An 18,161-nucleotide genomic window follows, 5' to 3' on the forward strand; every position below is an offset into this window, starting at 1 on the left:
TTCAGCAATGACCGTTACACTGCCAATTTTTGCTGTTTCTGCGCGCGCCGCCGTCTGGCTTCCATAGGATCGGCAAGCAAGAGGCGATAGATTTCCACCCTGTCGCCCTCGTGCAGAACCGCGCTCTCATCTTTCAGTTTGCCGTAGACCCCTATTTTGAGGGTATTGAGATTCAGCTCAGGATGCTGCTCCAAAATACAACTGGAATCGATCGCCTGACGAACACTGGCACCAAGAGGCACACTGACATTGAGCAAACTGACAGCATCACCGGATGAATAGCAAACCTGCACCTGAATTTTATTTTCATCAGGCATAAATCGCCTCCGCTCTCGAGCAAAATGAATCAACAAAACTATTTGCAATCTTGCTGAATACCGGACCAATCAAGTGTTCCAATAACTTACTGGAAAAATCATAATTGAGGTCGAACTCGATCTTGCAGGCATCCGGGCGCAATTCAGTAAACTTCCAGCCGCCAGTCAGTTGCCTAAACGGGCCATCAACGAGATTCATCTGCATAGAATGTGGCGGCTGATTGATATTTTTTGTGGTGAAGCTTTGTTTGATACCATGAAAATTAATAGCAAGGGTTGCAATCAGATTCGTTTCCGATCTCTCCACTACCTTAACCTCGCCACACCAAGGCAAAAATTCAGGGTATTTTTCGACCTGCTCAACCAGCGCAAACATCTGAGCGGCGCTGTATCCGATAAAAACTGTTTTATGTACGACTGCCATCTAAAGAAACCATTTGGTAGAATCACAGATTCGCATTTTAACCGAGTCGCCACCGTATCGAAATTATCATAAGAAATTTTGAAACGGCAAGATAACCAATTTCCTTATTACATGAGTATTGCTGATAACAAAAAAGCCTTCCACGATTACTTTATCGAGGAACAATTCGAAGCAGGTGTGGTGTTGCAAGGCTGGGAAGTCAAAGCAATCCGTGCTGGACGTCTTCAATTAAAAGAAGCATACGTGATTGTGCGTAATGGTGAGATTTTTCTGTTTGGGGCACATATCGGTGCACTGCCAACCGCCTCAACGCACATACATCCCGACTCGGTGCGTACACGAAAATTATTGCTGAACAAAGCAGAGATCAGCAAATTAATCGGCAAAGTCGAACGCTCTGGCTATACGATGGTGCCACTCAACATGCACTTCAGCAATGGCAGAATAAAATGTCAGATAGGGCTTGCCAAAGGTAAAAAGCAACACGACAAGCGAGAATCAGAGAAAGAAAAAGACTGGCAGCGTGAACAGCAAAAGATAATGAAACAACATCGCCGCTAATATCGACACAAGGTTTTTTCTGGCTGGCTATTTGGCGGCATCAAATTCTTGTTCAACGTCACGAATTTGCCGACGCAGCACCTTTCGCTCATCCACGCTGAGCTTATTTTTCTTTATATCAGCCAAAGGACTTTCACAGGAGGATGTAGCGGACATTTTTTTAAAGCCGCAGTTTTTGTGTTTGTCTATCGTTGTCGCAGATAAAGAAACATCAGCAACACTGGCTTGCGTATGCTTTCCAGCGAAAAAGCCTGAAGTCGGATTTGTGGCTCCGGAGTCAGGCGAAGGTATTGCGATCACGGAACCTATCGACAACAGCACCAGCAAGATGGCAAAAAATATAGCGAGAGCTTTATTCATTCACTGTTTTCAGTTTTTGCAGCATAGAATTTGATACCACCATTTTTTGCATCAGGCGCTTGCTCCAGTCAACTCTAACAACGGCAAAAAAAACAGAAAACGCATGACCAATGATCAGATTGTCATCGTAGTTTAATTTAATTACATTGTTATTCCTTTCCCATAGAAGTAAAGTATGTAACTCTTTGTAATCCTCTCTGCCTGACTGTTCCCAGGCGGTAACGATGCCAGTACCATTACAGACATGACAAATCTTCAAACACCTACAGAGAACACTCCGACTCCCGCCAACAACGCACCGAAAGCAAAAATTCTGGTTGTGGACGACGATTTACGACTCCGCGAACTGTTGCGGCGTTACCTGACCGAACAAGGTTTTCATGTTGTCGGCGCAGAGAATGCGCAGACCATGAATAAACTTTGGATGCGTGAACGCTACGACATGCTGGTACTGGATTTAATGCTGCCGGGCGAAGACGGGCTCGCCATTTGCCGCCGGTTGCGCGGTGCAGGCGACAAAACGCCTATCATCATGCTGACGGCGAAAAGCGAGGAAGTGGACAGGATTATCGGACTGGAAATGGGAGCCGATGACTACCTGCCGAAACCATTCAATCCACGTGAACTGGTTGCCCGCATCAATGCCGTATTACGTCGCAAAGTACCGGATGAATTACCCGGAGCGCCTTCCGACGGCCCACAAACATTTGCTTTCGGCGATTTTGTTCTGGATCTCGGCACTCGTACTCTGAGAAAAAACAACGAAGCTATTTCTCTGACGACTGGCGAATTTTCCGTACTCAAAGTCTTTGCCCGCCATGCGCGCCAGCCCTTATCCCGTGAAAAGCTGATGGAACTGGCACGTGGCCGCGAATATGAAGTATTTGACCGTAGTCTGGATGTGCAGATTTCACGTCTGAGAAAACTGATAGAACCAGATCCATCCAATCCTTTATACATCCAGACTGTATGGGGACTCGGCTACGTCTTCATTCCGGAAGCAAGCAAGGAATAGCGTTCCCTCTGAAGACGTATGCGCTCATATCTGAATAGTCTCGAATGGCTGCGCAGCGGTCTTTTCTGGCGTACATTTTTTTTACTGGCCATCCTTGTGATGGCCAGTATGATGATATGGTTCGTCAGTTTCAAAACCCTTGAACGAACACCTCGCGCTCAGCAACTGACGGCGCAAATCACTTCCATCGTCACGATTACACGCGCTGCGCTGACACATTCTGCGCCCGAAAAACGCAAAGAGCTTTTGCTCGATCTGGCGCATAGCGAGGGAATACGGATTTATCTACGGAATGATGCCGACACCCTGGATAAACTTGAGCCCACCGTTTTTCTGACCGAATTCAGTGAGATGATGAAAGCGCAGCTGGGCAAAGAGACCCGTTTCGCCCGCTCGGTGAATGGTAATAGCGGATTCTGGATCAGTCTGGAGATCGAGGGCGATCATTACTGGCTGCGGCTGGATGAAGACCGGCTGGAGCCACCAACAACCTTGCCCGTACTCAGCTGGATCACCGCCACCTTGTTGATTACCCTGCTGGGTGCAGCAGTGATTTCTAAATTCATTAACGATCCCCTGTCCCGCCTGAGTAATGCAGCACGCTTACTTGCCCAGGGTAAGCAGGCACCGGCTCTGCCTGAACGCGGCCCGAAAGAAATTCGCGAAACCAATGCCAGCTTTAATAACATGGTTGCAGATCTGGCCAGAATCGATGCCGACCGCACCATCATTCTTGCCGGGATTTCACATGATTTGCGTACACCGCTCGCACGTATGCAACTCGAAGTGGAAATGGCCGATCTGGACGAACAGGCACGATCCGGCATGCAATCAGATCTGTCGCAAATGGATGCAATCATCAATCAGTTTCTTGATTATGCGAAACCGATCGACAGTCTTCGTTTTGATAAAGTGAATATCAGCGAATTACTGAAACAAGTGATTCAGGAGTATTCACGGGTGAACTACCTTCACCTGCATTCAGCGATTGCAACGGACATGTATATTTCAGGAAATGCGACAGAGCTCAGGCGACTATTCAGCAACCTGATTGAAAACTCCTGCCGTTACGGAAAGAATCCGGATAAACTCAACACCGTTGTAGAAATTCAATGCAGCCACAAAACGAAGGGCAAAAAACAAGGTGTATTGATCAGTTTCCGGGATTACGGTGAAGGTGCTCCGAGCGACGATGATATCGGGCGTCTGCTGAAACCCTTTACTCGCGCCGATGTCTCACGCAGCCAGGCAAACGGTTCAGGTCTCGGTCTGGCGATTGTCGATAGGATAGTCCGCCGTCATCGTGGCAGATTAAGGATTTATAACCATGAGCACAAAGGCTTTGTTGCCGTCATGATTTTTCCAGAAATGAAGTTCAAATAAAAAATCCCGGTAATAATAAATAATCACCGGGATTTTTTATTTACTACTCAAGAGTAGTTTTCTGCTGCTCTTATCTGCTGCTCTTACTTCGCCGCCAACGCTAATTGCAAGGCCGCTTTTTCTTCTGCCTTCACCGGTTCAGTTTGTTGTGCAATGCCATTTTCCGCAGATTTTTTCACCTGTGTTGCTGATGGTGTCAGTTCATAGCTCAATTGCATGCCGCTGTTCAGTTTTACAGACGGTGCGGCGACATTCGCAGGGCTGGCAACAACCGGTGCAGCCTTGGCTGCCATCGCGTTGGCAACAGACATCGGTGTAGAGAAATTAGCGAAACCCGCGCCAGCAACCCCAGCACACAACATCAAACCAGCCAGCACGGAAGGACGCAGGCGCAGACGGAAGCGTTCCTGCGCATCTTTTTCCGCTTGCTGCCCGATGTCGTAAGTAATTTCCACCGGCGCACTCGACAGCATTTGCTGCGCCTGCAAACGCCATTCAGCACTTTGTTGTTGATTGTTGCGCAACTTGGAAATCAATTCCTGCGCCAGATTTTCAGCCTGCGCATGTTCCGCGACCAGACTCAGATTTTCTTGCTCGGCTTCCGCTTTCAATGCAGCCTGCATCTCTGCCAACTGCGCTTTCAGCAATTCAGCCTGCTCCTGACGCTGTTGCTTTTGTTGTTCCATTGCCTGTTGTTGTTGCGCGAACTGTTGCTGCAATGCCGCCAGCTCTATTTCTTCCGCAGATAATGTCAGAGCATTTTTCTTCGCCTGTTCTAATGCGGCTTTTGCTGCTGCAAGTTCGGCGCGACGTTGCAACATCAGATCTGCCAACGCAGCCTCTTGCTCTTCCTGTTGCTGCAAGTCTGCCAGCAAGGCCTGTTCGTCCTGCAAACGTGCGGCAACGTCTTGCGCCAGCTTGTTCTCAGCTGCAATTCTTTGCGCTTCAATTTCTGCCAGTTGCTGCTGTTGCTCCATTCGGGCGTTCATCTCAACTGTCGCCATTCTGGCTTGCTCTGCCAGCGCTTCAGATGCCGCAATCAATGCTTGTTCTGCAGCGACTTTTTCCTGTTCCGCTGCATTAGCCTCGGCTGCTTTTTGTGCGCGCAACTGGCTCTGCTTCGCCAATTCCGCCTCAATTTGCAATCTATCTTCGGAGGCTTTGAGTATCAACGCTTCCGCTTCCATTTTCTGGCTGATCGCCGTCAATGCCTGCTGCTTCAATTGCAACTCATCCTGCTCGCGTTGCTTCTGCAGTTGCATCGCCTGGATTTCACGCTGAGCCAGCTCGGCCTTTTGCGCTTCCATCTGCTGCAATGCCAACAGCTCGTCAGCACGCATCTGCGCCAGTTCAGCAGCTTCTTTTTCTGCGGCCGCGTGCATTTGCGCTAATTCTGTCGCTTCTTTCTCGGCGGTCAGTTTGATCTGCATTGCCACGTTCGCATCTTGCTCAGCCTGAGCACGAATCTCAGACAATTGCAGATACGCTTGTTCAGCTTGCTGACGTTGTTCAGCTTCCGCCAACGCCTTTTGTTCTGCCAGCATCTTTTGTTCGATAGCGGCCAATTCTTCAAGCTCAGCGGCTGCACGGCGGTTTTCCATCAACGCCAACGTTTCCGCTTCACGCAATTTAGCTTCCATCGCCTCTGCCGCTGCACGTTGCGCCTCAGCGTGTTGTACCGATTTAGCAAACATCGCCTGCTCGGTCTCCAGTTGCAATTGTGATGCCTGTGCTGCCGCCTGCTCCTGTTCAAAACGTGAGGCCGCGATCTGCGCTGCTTCTTGTTCCGCCTGCAAACGTTGTTGCAACGCTTGCTGTTGCTGTTGTTCCGCCAGTAATTTCGCTTGCAACTCTTCGCTCAGTTGTTGCTCGGTCGCCAGGCGTTGTTGCTCTGCACGGCTGGATTCCAGCAATAAGGAGGTTTTTTCTTCGAGTGCGGCAGCAGTCTGACGCTTGATCAATGCTTCTTCAGCCGCTTGCGCCAGCCATTCTTTTTCTTTCGTATTCAGATTTTCTATTGCCAGGCGTGCTTCTTCATCGCTATTTTTGCGCGCTGCCAACAATTCCACTTGCTCAGCTTCCGCATCCAGACGCGCCTGTACTTCCGCTGCTGCAGCGACTTCAGCCTCTTGTTTTGCTGTCAGCATTGCTACCAGCGCCTGCTCGGCTGCGATACGTTCTTGCTCTGCTTTCAGCAATTGCTGTTCTTGCTGCAAACGCTGTTGTGCGATTTCTGCCATCAGCTTTTGTGCATCGGCATGTGCAGCCAATTCCTGATGTAAAGCCTGCTCTGCAGCGAGAGTTGCCTCACCGGCCAGACGTGCCACCTGCTGTGCATATGCGTTGGCTTGGGCAAATTCATTGGTCTGTTTTTCGCTGACCAGACGGGTTTGTACGTCTTGCTGAGCGCTTTGTTCTGCCTGTAATTTTGCTGTTGTGGTTGCCAGCAACACCGCTTCATCAGCAGAGCGTTGTTGTACAACTTGTTCCAACTCTGCGATGCGTCGATTTTTTTCAACCACCAGCTGATGCGCTTTTTGCTGGCTGGCCGCATACGCCTGCGCCTGCAATTGCAAGGCTTTTTCTGCCTGCAGTTTCGCCTCGGCCATCTGACTTGCCTCTTGCTCGGCACGTGCACGTTCTGCGGCTGCAACGGCCTGCTCTTGCTCTGCAATCGCTTTTGCCTGTGCAGCAGCATGGGCGATTTTTTCTGCCGTCAGTTTTTCTGTTGCAGCTTTCGCGATAGATTTTTCGGCATCGGTACGTTCTTGCTCCAGTTTCGCTTGTTGCTCCAGCGCCGCTGCTGCCTGTTGTTGCGATTGTGCTTTTTCCTGTTCCAGACGTGTGATCTGCGCTGCCGCTTTAACACGTGCCGCTGCAGCCTGCGCTGCCTGCTGTTCAGCCTGCGCCTGCGCCGCATTTTGCTCGAACAATTTCTTTTCTTCAGCGAGTTTTAATTCTGTTGCAGTACGCAGCGCTTGCTCTGCTTCCAGTCTGGCCAGATGCTGATCGCGCTCTTCCTGCTCGACTTTTGCTTTCGCCTGCAATTCTGCCGTTAATTTCTTTTCTGCCTGTAATTTTTCCTGCACCAGTCCGAGCGCTTTTTGTTCTGACTCTGCGCGCAGGCGCAAGGTTTTACCTAACTCTTCCGCTTCTGCGACTTTGGATTGAGCCGCGCTGGCTGCTTGCTTTTGCAACTCAGCATGCTCCTGCATTTTTTGCAGGCGGGCTTGCTCCGCCTGGATCAATGCCTGACGCGCAGTCCGGGCTTCCGATTCCTGTTGCTGACGTGCCTGCAATACATTGACATGCTGACGATCAGCATGGGCACGGGCGATCACTTGTTCTGCCGTGGCTTTTTCTGCTTCCAGCTTTTCCTGCGCTGCGCATACTGCCTGTTTTTCCGCTTCGGTACGAACCTGCTCGGCACGCGTCATTTCAACTGCCTGCTGCGATTTCAACAATGCCAGGGCCGCTGCTTTGCGTTGTACTTCTTTTTGAATTTCGGCCTGTTCCAGCGCTGTCAGTTCTGCCTGATTAGCGGCTTCCTGCGCCAGTCTTTGCTCACGCTCGGCTTGCTCTTTTGCGGCAGCAATCGCTTTCATTTCCTCTTCGGCACGCTGTTTTGCTTCGAGTTCCAGTTGTGCAGCCTGCTCCAGCGCCAGTTTTTCTTCTGCAGTTTTCAGCATTTGCTGAACCGCCTCGGCACGACGACGTTCTACATCCAGTTTCTCATCGAGTAGTTCCATTGCTTTCGCCTCATCCTGAGCACATTGTTGTTGAACGCGAAGGAGTTCACTGACGTCCCTGCTCTTCTTCACTGTTGCTTCTGCCATTTTTTGCTGCAACTCAGCTTGTTCTATGGCTTTTTCCAGCGCAATTTTTTCTGCGATATATTCAGTTTCCTGCGCCACGCGTGCTGCGCGATCTGCCGCTTCCTGCATACGCAACAATTCAGCGTGGGCTTCATCAGCTTTGGCACGGGCTTCCGCTTCTTCTGCTTTCTGACGCTCGGCCTGCAGTTTTGCATCGAGTGCATTCACTGCTTTTTGTTCGGCTTCCGCCCGCATTTGTTCCGCAGCGACTAATTCTTCTGCTTTTTTTGCCTTCAGCTCGGCAGCAGCGCTGGCACGCTTGAGCAAATCAACCTGAAACGCGCTGGCGCTCAGGGCTTGTTGTTCGGCATTTGCCTGCTCACGGGCAGCTTGTACCGCAACACGTTCAATTTCTATGCGTTCTTTGGCCAGCTTGGCGGCACGCTGTTCTTCGGCGGCACGCTGACGGGCAATTTCTGTTGCCTCCTGTTCAGCGATACGGCGTTGACGCGCTTCTTCAGATGCTTCGGCTTCCGCTTGCAGGCGCGTACGAGCCTGTGCATCTGCCTGCTGTTCATTTTCAATGCGATGCATTGCGGTCGATTGCAATTCGCGCTCCGCACGGATACGGGATTCTGTGACCTGGCGGATTTTGTCTTCCGCTTCGCGGCGGGCTTGTGCCGTGGCTGTCGCAATCACTTCTGCCTGTTCACGCTTGGAAGCCGCCGCATACAAGTCTTGCTCTGCCTGCATGCGCATCTGGATTGCTTCTGCAGCGCGACGTTCAGATTCCATGCGGGCCTGCGCAATGGCTTCATGCTCCTGCTCTATGGCTAAGCGGGCAATCGCATCTTCTCTCGCACGTGCTTCCACAGGGGCGCGACTGATGGCAAACTCCAGCGCCATGGCTTCAGCCTGATCACGCTCTTTACTGGCCTGCAGCGTTTCGCTACGTACTTTGACCAGCATTTCTGAGGTTTCGCGCGCTTCACGTTCGCGTTTTTCGCGTTCACGTGCCAGTTCTGCAATACGTGCATCCGCACGGGCACGCTCAACGGCTTGCTGACGAGCACTTTCGGATGCAGCAAAACGTTCAGCAGCCCAGTTTTTTGCGGCTTCTGTCTGTTTGCTTAACTGGGTTACCGTTGCCTGTGCTTTGGCTGTAATTTCTGACTCTGCCTTGAACTGCATTTCAGCACGGGCTTTGGCTTCCTGCTCTATCTTCTGACGTTGCTCAGATTGTGCGCGGGCACGGCTTTCCATTTGCGCACGCTCTTGTAAATCACGTGCTTCCTGTTCATTCGCGGCAATCCGGGCTGCGCTGGCGGCCTGTGATTGCTTTTCAGCGAGTAATCTTGTGCGGCTGCTTTCTGCTGCTTCCTTTTCCAACTGCAGCTTTCTCTGCGCCAGCTCAGCAGCCTCAGCTTCTGCCTGTGCGCGCGCTTCTGCCATTGCACGGGCCTGTGCTTCTGCTTTCAGACGGGTTTCAGAGGCGACCGTGGCACGGGCTTCTGCCTCAACACGGGCAATCGCTTCACGTATGCCTTTAACGTCGATACGGGAATTCGACTCCAGATCATCAGGAGAAGATAAAAAATCTTCTTTCTGATCCATACGCTGATCAAGGGAGAAATTCCCTAAAGAAAATTTATTTAATAATGACTGATTGCTGTCCATTCTTCACTCCTGAGATAGTAGTCGTTCCCTAAAGTCGCTGGCCTGGCGGCTCCGGAACTTCTTACCCTGAATTATCAATGAAGAAAAATCAAACAATCGCCAGAGTAAAGCGAGAAAAACCCCTCTATTCCCATTTATTCGTGAATGAACGCCTCCCCTAAAACAGCGCGGGGACGTAAAATAGCGGTCACACCAAAATCAGCAGGAGAATGACCTTGAACGAATTAGTGACTGAAATCAAACATCCGTTAGTGCAGCACAAACTGTCGCTGATGCGCAGCAAAGACACACCAACAGATAATTTCCGCCGTCTGCTGCGCGAGATCAGCCAGATGCTGGCGTACGAAGTCACACGCGATCTGCCTATCGAATTCACCCGGATCGAAACCCCGATTCAGGTCATCGATGCACCAACGATCAGCGGCAAAAAACTTTGCGTGATCTCTGTGCTGCGTGCCGGTAACGGCATATTGGATGGCATGCTGGATCTGTTGCCGAATGCGCGCGTTGGCCATATCGGCCTGTACCGCGACCCGGCAACACTGGAACCGGTCGAGTATTACTACAAAGTGCCGGAAGATATCGCTGACCGTCTGGTGATCGTGGTTGATCCTATGCTGGCCACCGGTAACTCTGCCGCTGCCGCAATCACCCGCCTGAAACAAGGCGGTGCGAAGTCGATTAAATTTGTCTGCCTGCTGGCAGCGCCGGAAGGCATCAAGGTCATGCAAAACGCGCATCCTGATGTGCCTATCATTACCGCATCCATCGATCAATGCCTGAACGATCATGGTTATATCGTTCCGGGCTTGGGCGATGCTGGTGACCGATTGTTCGGTACCAAATAAATCTAAGTAAAACGCCCCGGCAGCCTCATAGCGCCGGGGCGTTTTTGTCTCTGCTGTCAGAAATACAACATCTATTTCCCTGCACTGAATATGACGACGACCACCAGTTTCATTCCAGCTTCCAAATTACCCGAAGTCGGCACAACGATTTTTTCAGTGATGTCGGCACTCGCCGCTGAGAAAAAAGCCGTGAATCTGGGACAAGGATTTCCGGATTTCGATTGCGACCCCACGCTACCCGCAGCAGTGACGCAGGCCATGGTCGCTGGGCACAATCAATATCCACCGATGCCAGGCGTCGCCATCTTCAGAGAGCAGATCGCCGCAAAAATCGCGGCTATTTATGGCTATCGATATGATCCTGCCAGCGAAATCACGGTTACCGCCGGGGCCACGCAAGGCATATTAACCATCTTGCTGGCCTGCGTGCATGCCGGGGATGAGGTGATCGTGATCGAGCCTGCGTATGACAGCTATGTGCCATCGATCAGACTCGCCGGTGGCGTGCCGGTTTTCGTCAGCATGGAATTAGGCGAGCACGGCTACAGCATTCCGTGGGACAAAGTCCGCGCCAGCATCACCGGAAAAACGCGGCTGATCATGCTCAATTCGCCGCACAATCCTACCGGCTTTGTGCTGAGCGCCAGCGATATCGCGGCATTGACCGACATTGTGCGCGACACCCGCATCCTCATTGCCTCGGATGAAGTGTATGAACACATGGTTTATGACGGGCAACGCCACGAATCACTCGCCCGCCACCCGGAACTGGCGCAGCGCAGCTATATTATTTCCAGTTTTGGCAAAACCTATCATGTGACCGGCTGGAAAGTCGGCTATGTCGTCGCCCCGGCAGCGCTGATGGCAGAATTCCGCAAAGTGCACCAGTTCAATGTCTTCACCGTGAATACGCCTATGCAGGTCGGGCTCGCGCAGTACATGCAAAATCCCGCGCCGTATCTGGAGTTGCCCGCGTTTTATCAACGTAAGCGCGACCTCTTCCGCGATGGTCTGCAACAATCCCGCTTCCGCTTGCTGTCGTGCGCGGGTACGTATTTTCAAAGTGTGGATTACCGCGCGATTTCAGATTTACCAGAACTCGATTTTGCGCGCTGGCTGACCAGTGAAATCGGCGTTGCGGCAATTCCCGTATCGGCCTTTTATCAGCAAGCAAAAGAATCCGGCGTCGTGCGCTTTTGTTTTGCGAAACAGGATGCAACGCTGGAAACTGCGATCGCCAGACTGGCTGCGCTGTAAGCTTGAACAATAACGGCAGATCAGCAGCAAGATCGCGGCGACATTGCAGCAACATTGCAGCCCAGCTTAATTATCGTCTTTTGCTTCTGCCGCCTGCTGCGCCGCCAGGGCGCGTAATTTGTCTTTTTTGCTGGGGCGCTTCCCTTTCACGCCACCATTCACATCCAGCACACGCTCGCTGGCAGCAACAGGCAAACTGCTGGCCTCAAAACCCGGGATCGATTCCAGCTCCAAACGCAAACCTTGCTTACGCGCGATCAGCGCAAAATGGGCGGCGGATTCCGGCGTCACAAAGTTATACGCCTGCCCGCTGAGACCAGCGCGGCCGGTACGGCCTATACGATGAATATAATCATCGCTGGAACGCGGCAAATCATAATTCACCACCACCGGCAACTGGGCGATGTCGATGCCTCGCGCAGCAACATCGGTTGCCACCACCACCTTCAGGCGCGACGCCTTGAAATCGGCCAGCACTTGTTCGCGCTTGCCTTGCGTCAGCTCGCCATGAAATGGTTCCGCTGCAATATGCGCGCGGCGCAATTTCACCGCCACCAGATCCGCCGCATATTTGGTTGCGACAAACACCAGCACCCTTGACCATTTCTCACTGGTCAGCAGATGCCGCAATAATTGGGTACGGCGAGGCGCATCAACACTGATGGCCTTTTGCACGATATCAGGCTTACCGGCATCGGTGACTTCTATGCGGATACGTTGCGGTTGCGGGCTGATGCGGGCAGCCAGACTTTCCACTTCCGGCGCAAACGTCGCAGAAAATAATAAATTCTGACGCTGTGCCGGCAACATCGCCACGATGCGGTTTAACTCATCGGCAAAGCCCAGCTCCAGCAAGCGGTCGGCCTCGTCCAACACCAGCGTATTCACGCGTGCCAATGACAAGGCATTGTGATCGATCAGATCCAGCAAACGCCCTGGCGTCGCGACCACTATGTCGGCACCGCCGCGTAAATGCAGCATTTGCGGATTAATCGAGACGCCGCCAAACACCACCGCCAGTTTGGCAGCAGGCGCGACCGATTTACACAGGCTGCTCAGCGTCGTGCCCACTTGCGCGGCAAGCTCGCGGGTCGGCACCAGTATCAACACCTGCACCGCTCGCGGACGCGCCGCCGTCAGCACCAGATTTTGTAAGAGCGGCGCACAGAAGGCGACGGTTTTTCCGGAGCCGGTCTGCGCCTCGGCAATCACATCCTTGCCTTGTAATATCACAGGAATCGCGGCCGCCTGTACGGCAGTCGCTTCGGTATAACTACGGTCGCGCAAGGCGCTCAGAAGTGCGGCCGTGAGGCCCAGGCTGGAAAATGACATGACTATGCTTTACTGAAAGATGGTCGGCACTATACCGCATTCTGAGGCTGAGAAAGTACAAAGGGCGATGCACACACGATTCGGAGCCCGCTAGCCTACTAAATGAGGCTAAAAATACTGGGGGGAGTATATTTTAAAGCCCAGTATTGACGCTGAGAATAAGGTGAAAACGCCACATACTCCCCTTTTTTATCACTTTTTGTGGTTCTGGCAGCGATCTGGGGAGTGTCGCCATAGGCGGTGGCGACGGGTGGTGAAATGGGGAATAAGCGAGGATTAATCGACTTGTTTGCGGGCTTGTTCGCGGTCTTTTTCGATCACGCGGATCTGGCGTTGTACGGCTTTGGCTTCGATAGACATGCGCTGCAAAGTCGGCAAATAACGGCGGCGTTGCACTTTGATGTCTTGCAGGCAGTCGTTAACAAAGAAAATGTCATAGCAATGGCGCTCTGCTGTCTGATACCAGGTTTGCAGGCGGCGTTGCAGAGTCTCGCTTTCGGCGATGACGGTATCGGCGACTTCGTTGGTTTGTATGCTGTTGACCGGATAGCGCCCATCCATGTCCTGCACGAGCTGGGCGATGCTGGCGAGTTCTGCTTTTCCCTGATCAGCCACAGTATCGGCATGCGCCACGCTAATGCCAGTCAGCAGCAGGCTGGAAATAAATAAGTGTAAGAGAAATTTCATCAGGCTATCGTATCGGCAAGTTGACGTTGATCGGCTTCCATGTATTCTTTGGACTGCATTTCTATGATACGTGAGACGGTGCGGTGAAACTCGTTCGAGAGTGTGCCCTTAGTATACAGCTCTTCCGGTGCGACTTCGGCGGACATAATCAGTTTGACCTTGTTATCGTAAAACACGTCGATCAACCAGGTGAAACGCCGCGCCTCGGAGGACATGGCAGCGGACATGCAAGGAATGGCGGACAAAATCACGGTATGAAAGCGGCTGGCGATTTCAAGGTAATCGTTCTGCGAACGCGGGCCGCCGCACAGCGTATGAAAATCAAACCAGATCACACCACCGGCACGGCGCAGTGCTTTCAATGTGCGGCCTTCGATATCGACATGCGGGTCTTCGTCTTTGGTGTCGGCAATACGGGAAAACGTATCGCGCAAGGCTTTATCGGTAGCGGCTGAGAGCGGTGTCAGATACGCCTGCACTTGTTCCAGCGCGCGTTTGCGGTAATCATTGCCGGAATCGACGTTCATCACATCGAGCTTTTCTTTAAGCAAGGCGATCGTCGGCAGCATGCGATCACGATGCAGACCTTCGGGATACAGCAAATCGGGCTGGTAATTGGATGTCATGACAAACGACACGCCGTTATCAAACAAAGCTTTCAGCAGGTTGTACAGCAGCATCGCATCCGCGACATCGGACACATGGAACTCATCAAAGCAGATCAGGCGGTATTTTTTGGCGATGCGTTTCGCGACTTCATCCAGCGGATCAGCGACGCCTTTGAGTTCGTCGAGCTGACGATGTACGGCGCGCATGAACTCATGAAAATGCAGACGGGTTTTACGCACAACCGGGACAACGGAATAAAAGCTATCCATCAGAAACGACTTGCCGCGCCCTACTCCGCCCCACATATAAACGCCGCGCGGCACTTCAGGACGCGTGATAAGGCGGGTCAGCTTGTTCGCCCGTTTTCCTTTGTACTGCTCCCATTCTTCATAGGCTTGCTGCAGGCGATCAACGGCGCGCTTCTGCGCTTCGTCGGCTTTAAATCCGCGCTGGGTCAGCGCCTCGTCGTAAAACTGTTGTACGTCCATAGTCTGTTTTTTCAAGCTGTTTCCTCACGTATTTTGTGCGGTACGCATCGATGCAATCATCCATCCCTGCGTTGATTCATGCTGACAACAGAAACCACATCGTTCACTGATCGGAAAAATACGGAACCAGTCTGGCTGGTCGTTGACCGCCGGTAACGCCAACCACATACGTTGACACGGCGGGTACGGCAATAATAAAAATGGACGAGTATCTGACTCGTCCATTTTTATCGTGGTGCAAATGACGTATCGATCAGAAGTTGAGCGAACGTTTATCCACTGCCAACGCGGCTTCTTTTGTCGCTTCCGACAAAGAAGGATGGGCGTGGCAAATACGTGCGATATCTTCAGAAGAAGCACGGAATTCCATCGCCACCACCGCTTCAGAGATCAATTCTGAAGCCATAGGACCAACGATGTGTACGCCGAGGATTTCATCGGTCGTTGCATCGGCGAGGAATTTAACCATACCGGAAGTATCGCCCAGTGCGCGTGCGCGACCATTCGCCATGAATGGGAAAGTACCGGCTTTGTACGCAACGCCGTCGGCTTTCAATTGCTGTTCGGTACGACCTACCCACGCGATTTCAGGGGATGTGTAAATCACCCAAGGAATCGTGTTGAAGTTCACGTGACCGTGTTGACCAGCGATACGTTCAGCAACGGCAACGCCTTCTTCTTCCGCTTTGTGCGCGAGCATAGGACCGCGTACTACGTCACCGACCGCCCAGACGTTAGGCAGATTGGTTTTGCAATCGCCATCCACTGCGATGAAGCCACGTTCATCAAGTGCCAGGCCAACGCCTTCGGCATTCAGGCCGTTGGTGTTTGGTGTGCGGCCGATAGAAATGATCAGCTTGTCAAATACGGCTTTGTGCTCAGCACCTTTGTCATCAGTGTAATTGACGGTAACGTCTTTACCACTGTTGACGATCTCGCCGATTTTCACGCCGAGGTTGATTTTCAGGCCTTGTTTGTCGAACAGTTTTTTCGCTTCTTTAGCGATTTGTTCATCCACTGCGCCGAGGAAAGTTGGCAGTGCTTCGAGTACAGTCACTTCAGCACCGAGACGACGCCATACGCTGCCCATTTCCAAACCGATCACGCCTGCACCGATCACGCCAAGTTTTTTCGGTACTTCAGCGATATTCAGTGCGCCTTCGTTCGACAGAATGTTCTTTTCATCGAACGGAGCTGCTGGCAATGCGCGTGCATTGGAGCCAGTTGCCACGATGATGTGCTTACCAGTAATGCTTTCTTCTGTTTTACCGGAAACCTTGATTTCGTAACCAGCCGCGTCGGCTTTTACGAAGGAACCATGACCGTGGAAGAAAGTGACTTTATTCTTTTTGAACAGGAACAGAATACCGTCGTTATTTTGTTTAACGATGGTGTTTTTACGTCCCAGCATTTTTGCGACATCCATACCCAGACCGGAAACAGAAATACCGTGGTCAGCAAACGCGTGACCAGCATGTTCAAAGTGTTCGGAAGATTGCAGCAAGGCTTTAGATGGAATGCAACCAACGTTGGTGCAGGTACCGCCCGGTGCCGGACCGCCTTTGTCGTTGCTCCAGGCATCGATACAGGCTGTGGAAAAACCGAGTTGTGCAGCACGAATTGCTGCGATATAGCCGCCAGGGCCGCCGCCGATTACGACGACATCAAATTGTTTGCTCATGGATTTATCCTGATTTCTGATTGTTTCTGATTACGCGTGAGGAAAAGACATACGGTGAACAGGCGGATTCACTCTTCTTCCGGCACAAAAATCCACGCTAAAACATAAGCGACCAGACCCGCGCCAAAATAACAAGTGAAAAAGACAAACAGCAAACGCCATATCCAGGATTCCAACCCGGTGAACTTGCCTAAACCACCGCAAATACCGCCCAGCCAACGATCGGTATTCGAGCGGCGGAAACGGTTTAATTGATTCAGGGAATCATCGATACCGGAAAAGGAATTACTGTGTGCGTCCTGAGAAGAAGCTCCGCTTCCAACGGAAGACAGGAGCTTCGCCTTTGCTTGCGCGAACTCTGCATCAGTCAGGGCTCCTGCCTGATGCAGTTCATGCAGACGTTTGATGTCGTCAGCGATGTTCACGACGATGGCCTCTTACAGATCCAACAACAAGCGTGATGGATCTTCCAGCGCGTCTTTCATCGCAACCAGAGCCAATACTGCTTCACGACCATCGATGATACGGTGATCGTAAGACATCGCCAGATAGTTCATCGGACGAACGACGATCTGACCATTTTCAACCACTGCGCGGTCTTTGGTTGCATGCACACCCAGAATCGCAGATTGTGGTGGATTGATGATCGGTGTCGACAACATGGAACCGAAAGTACCGCCATTAGAGATGGAGAATGTACCGCCAGTCAGGTCGTCCAACGTCAGCTTGCCATCTTTCGCTTTAGCACCGAATTCGCCGATTTTCTTTTCGATTTCAGCGATCGACATCTGATCGGCATTACGCAGAATAGGCACAACCAGACCACGTGGCGAACCAACGGCGATACCGATATCAAAGTAACCGTGATACACGATGTCATTACCATCAACGGATGCATTGACGATAGGATATTTTTTCAGCGCAGCAACAGCAGCTTTGACGAAGAAAGACATGAAACCCAGTTTCACGCCGTGTTCTTTTTCAAATTTGTCTTTGTACTTATTGCGCAATTCCATGACTGGTGCCATGTTGACTTCGTTGAATGTCGTCAGAATCGCGTTGGTAGATTGCGATTGCACCAGACGTTCAGCGATACGCGCACGCAAACGGCTCATAGGAACGCGTTCTTCAGGGCGATCGCCCAGGTTCACCGCCGCAGGTGCATTCACTTGTTGCAATGCTGGCTTGGTTGACACTGGTGCTGCCAGAGGCGCAACAGCAGGTGCAGCTTTGCCAGCAACAGCAGCCAATGCATCACCTTTCGTTACGCGGCCATCTTTACCTGAGCCATCAACCTGGCCAGCGGATAAACCGTTTTCAGCCAGAATTTTTGCAGCCGCTGGCATAGCAACGCCAGCCGACGATTTTGCATCAGCAGATGCAGCAACTGCCGGTGCCGCTGCAACCGCAGCAGGTGCAGCCGCAGGCGTTGCAACTGTTCCGGCACTCGCTGCTGTATCAAGAATAGCGATAACTTCGCCAGCAACAACTGTGCTGCCATCACCCTTGATGATTTGTGTGATCACACCAGCGTCCGGTGCTGGTAATTCCAGAACAACTTTATCTGTTTCAACATCGATCAGATTTTCATCACGAGCTACTGATTCACCTACTTTTTTATGCCATGTCAGCAAAGTCGCTTCAGCGACGGACTCAGATAACTGAGGAACTTTAACTTCGATAATTGCCATTTTTTACTCTCCGATT

At 51.7% G+C, this 18,161-nt stretch carries 15 protein-coding genes; 5 read left to right on the forward strand and 10 right to left on the reverse strand.

Features of this window, described 5'->3' with window-relative positions; translation table 11 throughout:
- Positions 1-14 precede the first annotated feature (14 nt).
- Positions 15-317, reverse strand: a complete 303-nt coding sequence (locus H8K38_RS14235; RefSeq protein WP_186885492.1) for an RnfH family protein — start codon at positions 315-317, stop codon at positions 15-17.
- On the reverse strand, positions 310-741 hold the full coding sequence (locus tag H8K38_RS14240; protein WP_186885493.1) for a type II toxin-antitoxin system RatA family toxin: 432 nt from the start codon (positions 739-741) through the stop codon (positions 310-312). Before H8K38_RS14240 ends, H8K38_RS14235 begins: the two co-directional genes overlap by 8 nt.
- Before the next feature lie 111 nt (positions 742-852).
- Between H8K38_RS14240 and smpB the strand changes: the two genes are divergently transcribed.
- Positions 853-1,302, forward strand: coding sequence for an SsrA-binding protein SmpB (gene smpB, locus H8K38_RS14245; protein ID WP_186885633.1), 450 nt, complete (start codon positions 853-855; stop codon positions 1,300-1,302).
- 27 nt (positions 1,303-1,329) lie between these two features.
- Here smpB and H8K38_RS14250 read toward each other — a convergent pair whose 3' ends face one another.
- Positions 1,330-1,662, reverse strand: a complete 333-nt coding sequence (locus tag H8K38_RS14250; RefSeq protein ID WP_186885494.1) for a hypothetical protein — start codon at positions 1,660-1,662, stop codon at positions 1,330-1,332.
- 244 nt (positions 1,663-1,906) lie between these two features.
- Here H8K38_RS14250 and ompR point away from each other — a divergent pair, with 244 nt between their 5' ends.
- Complete coding sequence (gene ompR / locus H8K38_RS14255; RefSeq protein WP_186885495.1) at positions 1,907-2,677, forward strand: two-component system response regulator OmpR; 771 nt, start codon at positions 1,907-1,909, stop codon at positions 2,675-2,677.
- A gap of 18 nt (positions 2,678-2,695) precedes the next feature.
- Positions 2,696-4,060, forward strand: a complete 1,365-nt coding sequence (locus H8K38_RS14260) for an ATP-binding protein (RefSeq protein WP_186885496.1) — start codon at positions 2,696-2,698, stop codon at positions 4,058-4,060.
- Between the two features lie 83 nt (positions 4,061-4,143).
- On the opposite strand, the gene H8K38_RS14265 is transcribed toward H8K38_RS14260, so the two are convergent.
- Positions 4,144-9,552: a hypothetical protein gene (locus H8K38_RS14265; protein WP_186885497.1), complete on the reverse strand. Its 5,409-nt coding sequence runs from the start codon at positions 9,550-9,552 to the stop codon at positions 4,144-4,146.
- A 209-nt stretch (positions 9,553-9,761) separates the two neighbouring features.
- Here H8K38_RS14265 and upp point away from each other — a divergent pair, with 209 nt between their 5' ends.
- Entirely contained in the window at positions 9,762-10,400 is a 639-nt protein-coding gene (gene upp / locus H8K38_RS14270; RefSeq protein ID WP_186885498.1) for a uracil phosphoribosyltransferase, read from the forward strand.
- Between the two features lie 90 nt (positions 10,401-10,490).
- Positions 10,491-11,657, forward strand: a complete 1,167-nt coding sequence (locus H8K38_RS14275; protein ID WP_186885499.1) for a pyridoxal phosphate-dependent aminotransferase — start codon at positions 10,491-10,493, stop codon at positions 11,655-11,657.
- A 66-nt stretch (positions 11,658-11,723) separates the two neighbouring features.
- Here H8K38_RS14275 and H8K38_RS14280 read toward each other — a convergent pair whose 3' ends face one another.
- The 6 genes from H8K38_RS14280 to odhB form a co-directional block, all read right to left on the reverse strand.
- Positions 11,724-12,989, reverse strand: coding sequence for a DEAD/DEAH box helicase (locus tag H8K38_RS14280; RefSeq protein WP_186885500.1), 1,266 nt, complete (start codon positions 12,987-12,989; stop codon positions 11,724-11,726).
- A 276-nt stretch (positions 12,990-13,265) separates the two neighbouring features.
- Positions 13,266-13,676: a hypothetical protein gene (locus H8K38_RS14285; protein ID WP_186885501.1), complete on the reverse strand. Its 411-nt coding sequence runs from the start codon at positions 13,674-13,676 to the stop codon at positions 13,266-13,268.
- Entirely contained in the window at positions 13,676-14,773 is a 1,098-nt protein-coding gene (gene zapE / locus H8K38_RS14290; RefSeq protein ID WP_186885634.1) for a cell division protein ZapE, read from the reverse strand. Before zapE ends, H8K38_RS14285 begins: the two co-directional genes overlap by 1 nt.
- 253 nt (positions 14,774-15,026) lie before the next feature.
- Positions 15,027-16,454 carry a dihydrolipoyl dehydrogenase gene (gene lpdA / locus H8K38_RS14295; protein WP_186885502.1) on the reverse strand — a complete coding sequence of 476 codons (1,428 nt, stop codon included), beginning with the start codon at positions 16,452-16,454 and terminating at the stop codon, positions 15,027-15,029.
- Between the two features lie 68 nt (positions 16,455-16,522).
- A complete protein-coding gene (locus H8K38_RS14300) occupies positions 16,523-16,879 on the reverse strand; it encodes a PspC domain-containing protein (protein ID WP_186885503.1) in 357 nt (118 codons plus the stop codon).
- A gap of 12 nt (positions 16,880-16,891) precedes the next feature.
- Positions 16,892-18,145 (reverse strand): 2-oxoglutarate dehydrogenase complex dihydrolipoyllysine-residue succinyltransferase, encoded by a 1,254-nt coding sequence (gene odhB / locus H8K38_RS14305; protein ID WP_186885504.1) that lies wholly within the window; start codon positions 18,143-18,145, stop codon positions 16,892-16,894.
- Positions 18,146-18,161: the final 16 nt, after the last annotated feature.

Origin of the sequence: Undibacterium sp. FT79W (assembly GCF_014284215.1) — a bacterium.
Taxonomy (GTDB): Bacteria; Pseudomonadota; Gammaproteobacteria; order Burkholderiales; family Burkholderiaceae_D; genus Undibacterium; species Undibacterium aquatile.

Excerpts from the sequence above, each read along its gene's own strand:
- H8K38_RS14235 (WP_186885492.1), bottom strand. The coding sequence starts at position 317 with ATGCCTGATGAAAATAAAATTCAGGTGCAGGTTTGCTATTCATCCGGT.
- H8K38_RS14240 (WP_186885493.1), bottom strand. The coding sequence starts at position 741 with ATGGCAGTCGTACATAAAACAGTTTTTATCGGATACAGCGCCGCTCAG.
- smpB (WP_186885633.1), top strand. The coding sequence starts at position 853 with ATGAGTATTGCTGATAACAAAAAAGCCTTCCACGATTACTTTATCGAG.
- H8K38_RS14250 (WP_186885494.1), bottom strand. The coding sequence starts at position 1,662 with ATGAATAAAGCTCTCGCTATATTTTTTGCCATCTTGCTGGTGCTGTTG.
- ompR (WP_186885495.1), top strand. The coding sequence starts at position 1,907 with ATGACAAATCTTCAAACACCTACAGAGAACACTCCGACTCCCGCCAAC.
- H8K38_RS14260 (WP_186885496.1), top strand. The coding sequence starts at position 2,696 with ATGCGCTCATATCTGAATAGTCTCGAATGGCTGCGCAGCGGTCTTTTC.
- H8K38_RS14265 (WP_186885497.1), bottom strand. The coding sequence starts at position 9,552 with ATGGACAGCAATCAGTCATTATTAAATAAATTTTCTTTAGGGAATTTC.
- upp (WP_186885498.1), top strand. The coding sequence starts at position 9,762 with ATGACCTTGAACGAATTAGTGACTGAAATCAAACATCCGTTAGTGCAG.
- H8K38_RS14275 (WP_186885499.1), top strand. The coding sequence starts at position 10,491 with ATGACGACGACCACCAGTTTCATTCCAGCTTCCAAATTACCCGAAGTC.
- H8K38_RS14280 (WP_186885500.1), bottom strand. The coding sequence starts at position 12,989 with ATGTCATTTTCCAGCCTGGGCCTCACGGCCGCACTTCTGAGCGCCTTG.
- H8K38_RS14285 (WP_186885501.1), bottom strand. The coding sequence starts at position 13,676 with ATGAAATTTCTCTTACACTTATTTATTTCCAGCCTGCTGCTGACTGGC.
- zapE (WP_186885634.1), bottom strand. The coding sequence starts at position 14,773 with ATGGACGTACAACAGTTTTACGACGAGGCGCTGACCCAGCGCGGATTT.
- lpdA (WP_186885502.1), bottom strand. The coding sequence starts at position 16,454 with ATGAGCAAACAATTTGATGTCGTCGTAATCGGCGGCGGCCCTGGCGGC.
- odhB (WP_186885504.1), bottom strand. The coding sequence starts at position 18,145 with ATGGCAATTATCGAAGTTAAAGTTCCTCAGTTATCTGAGTCCGTCGCT.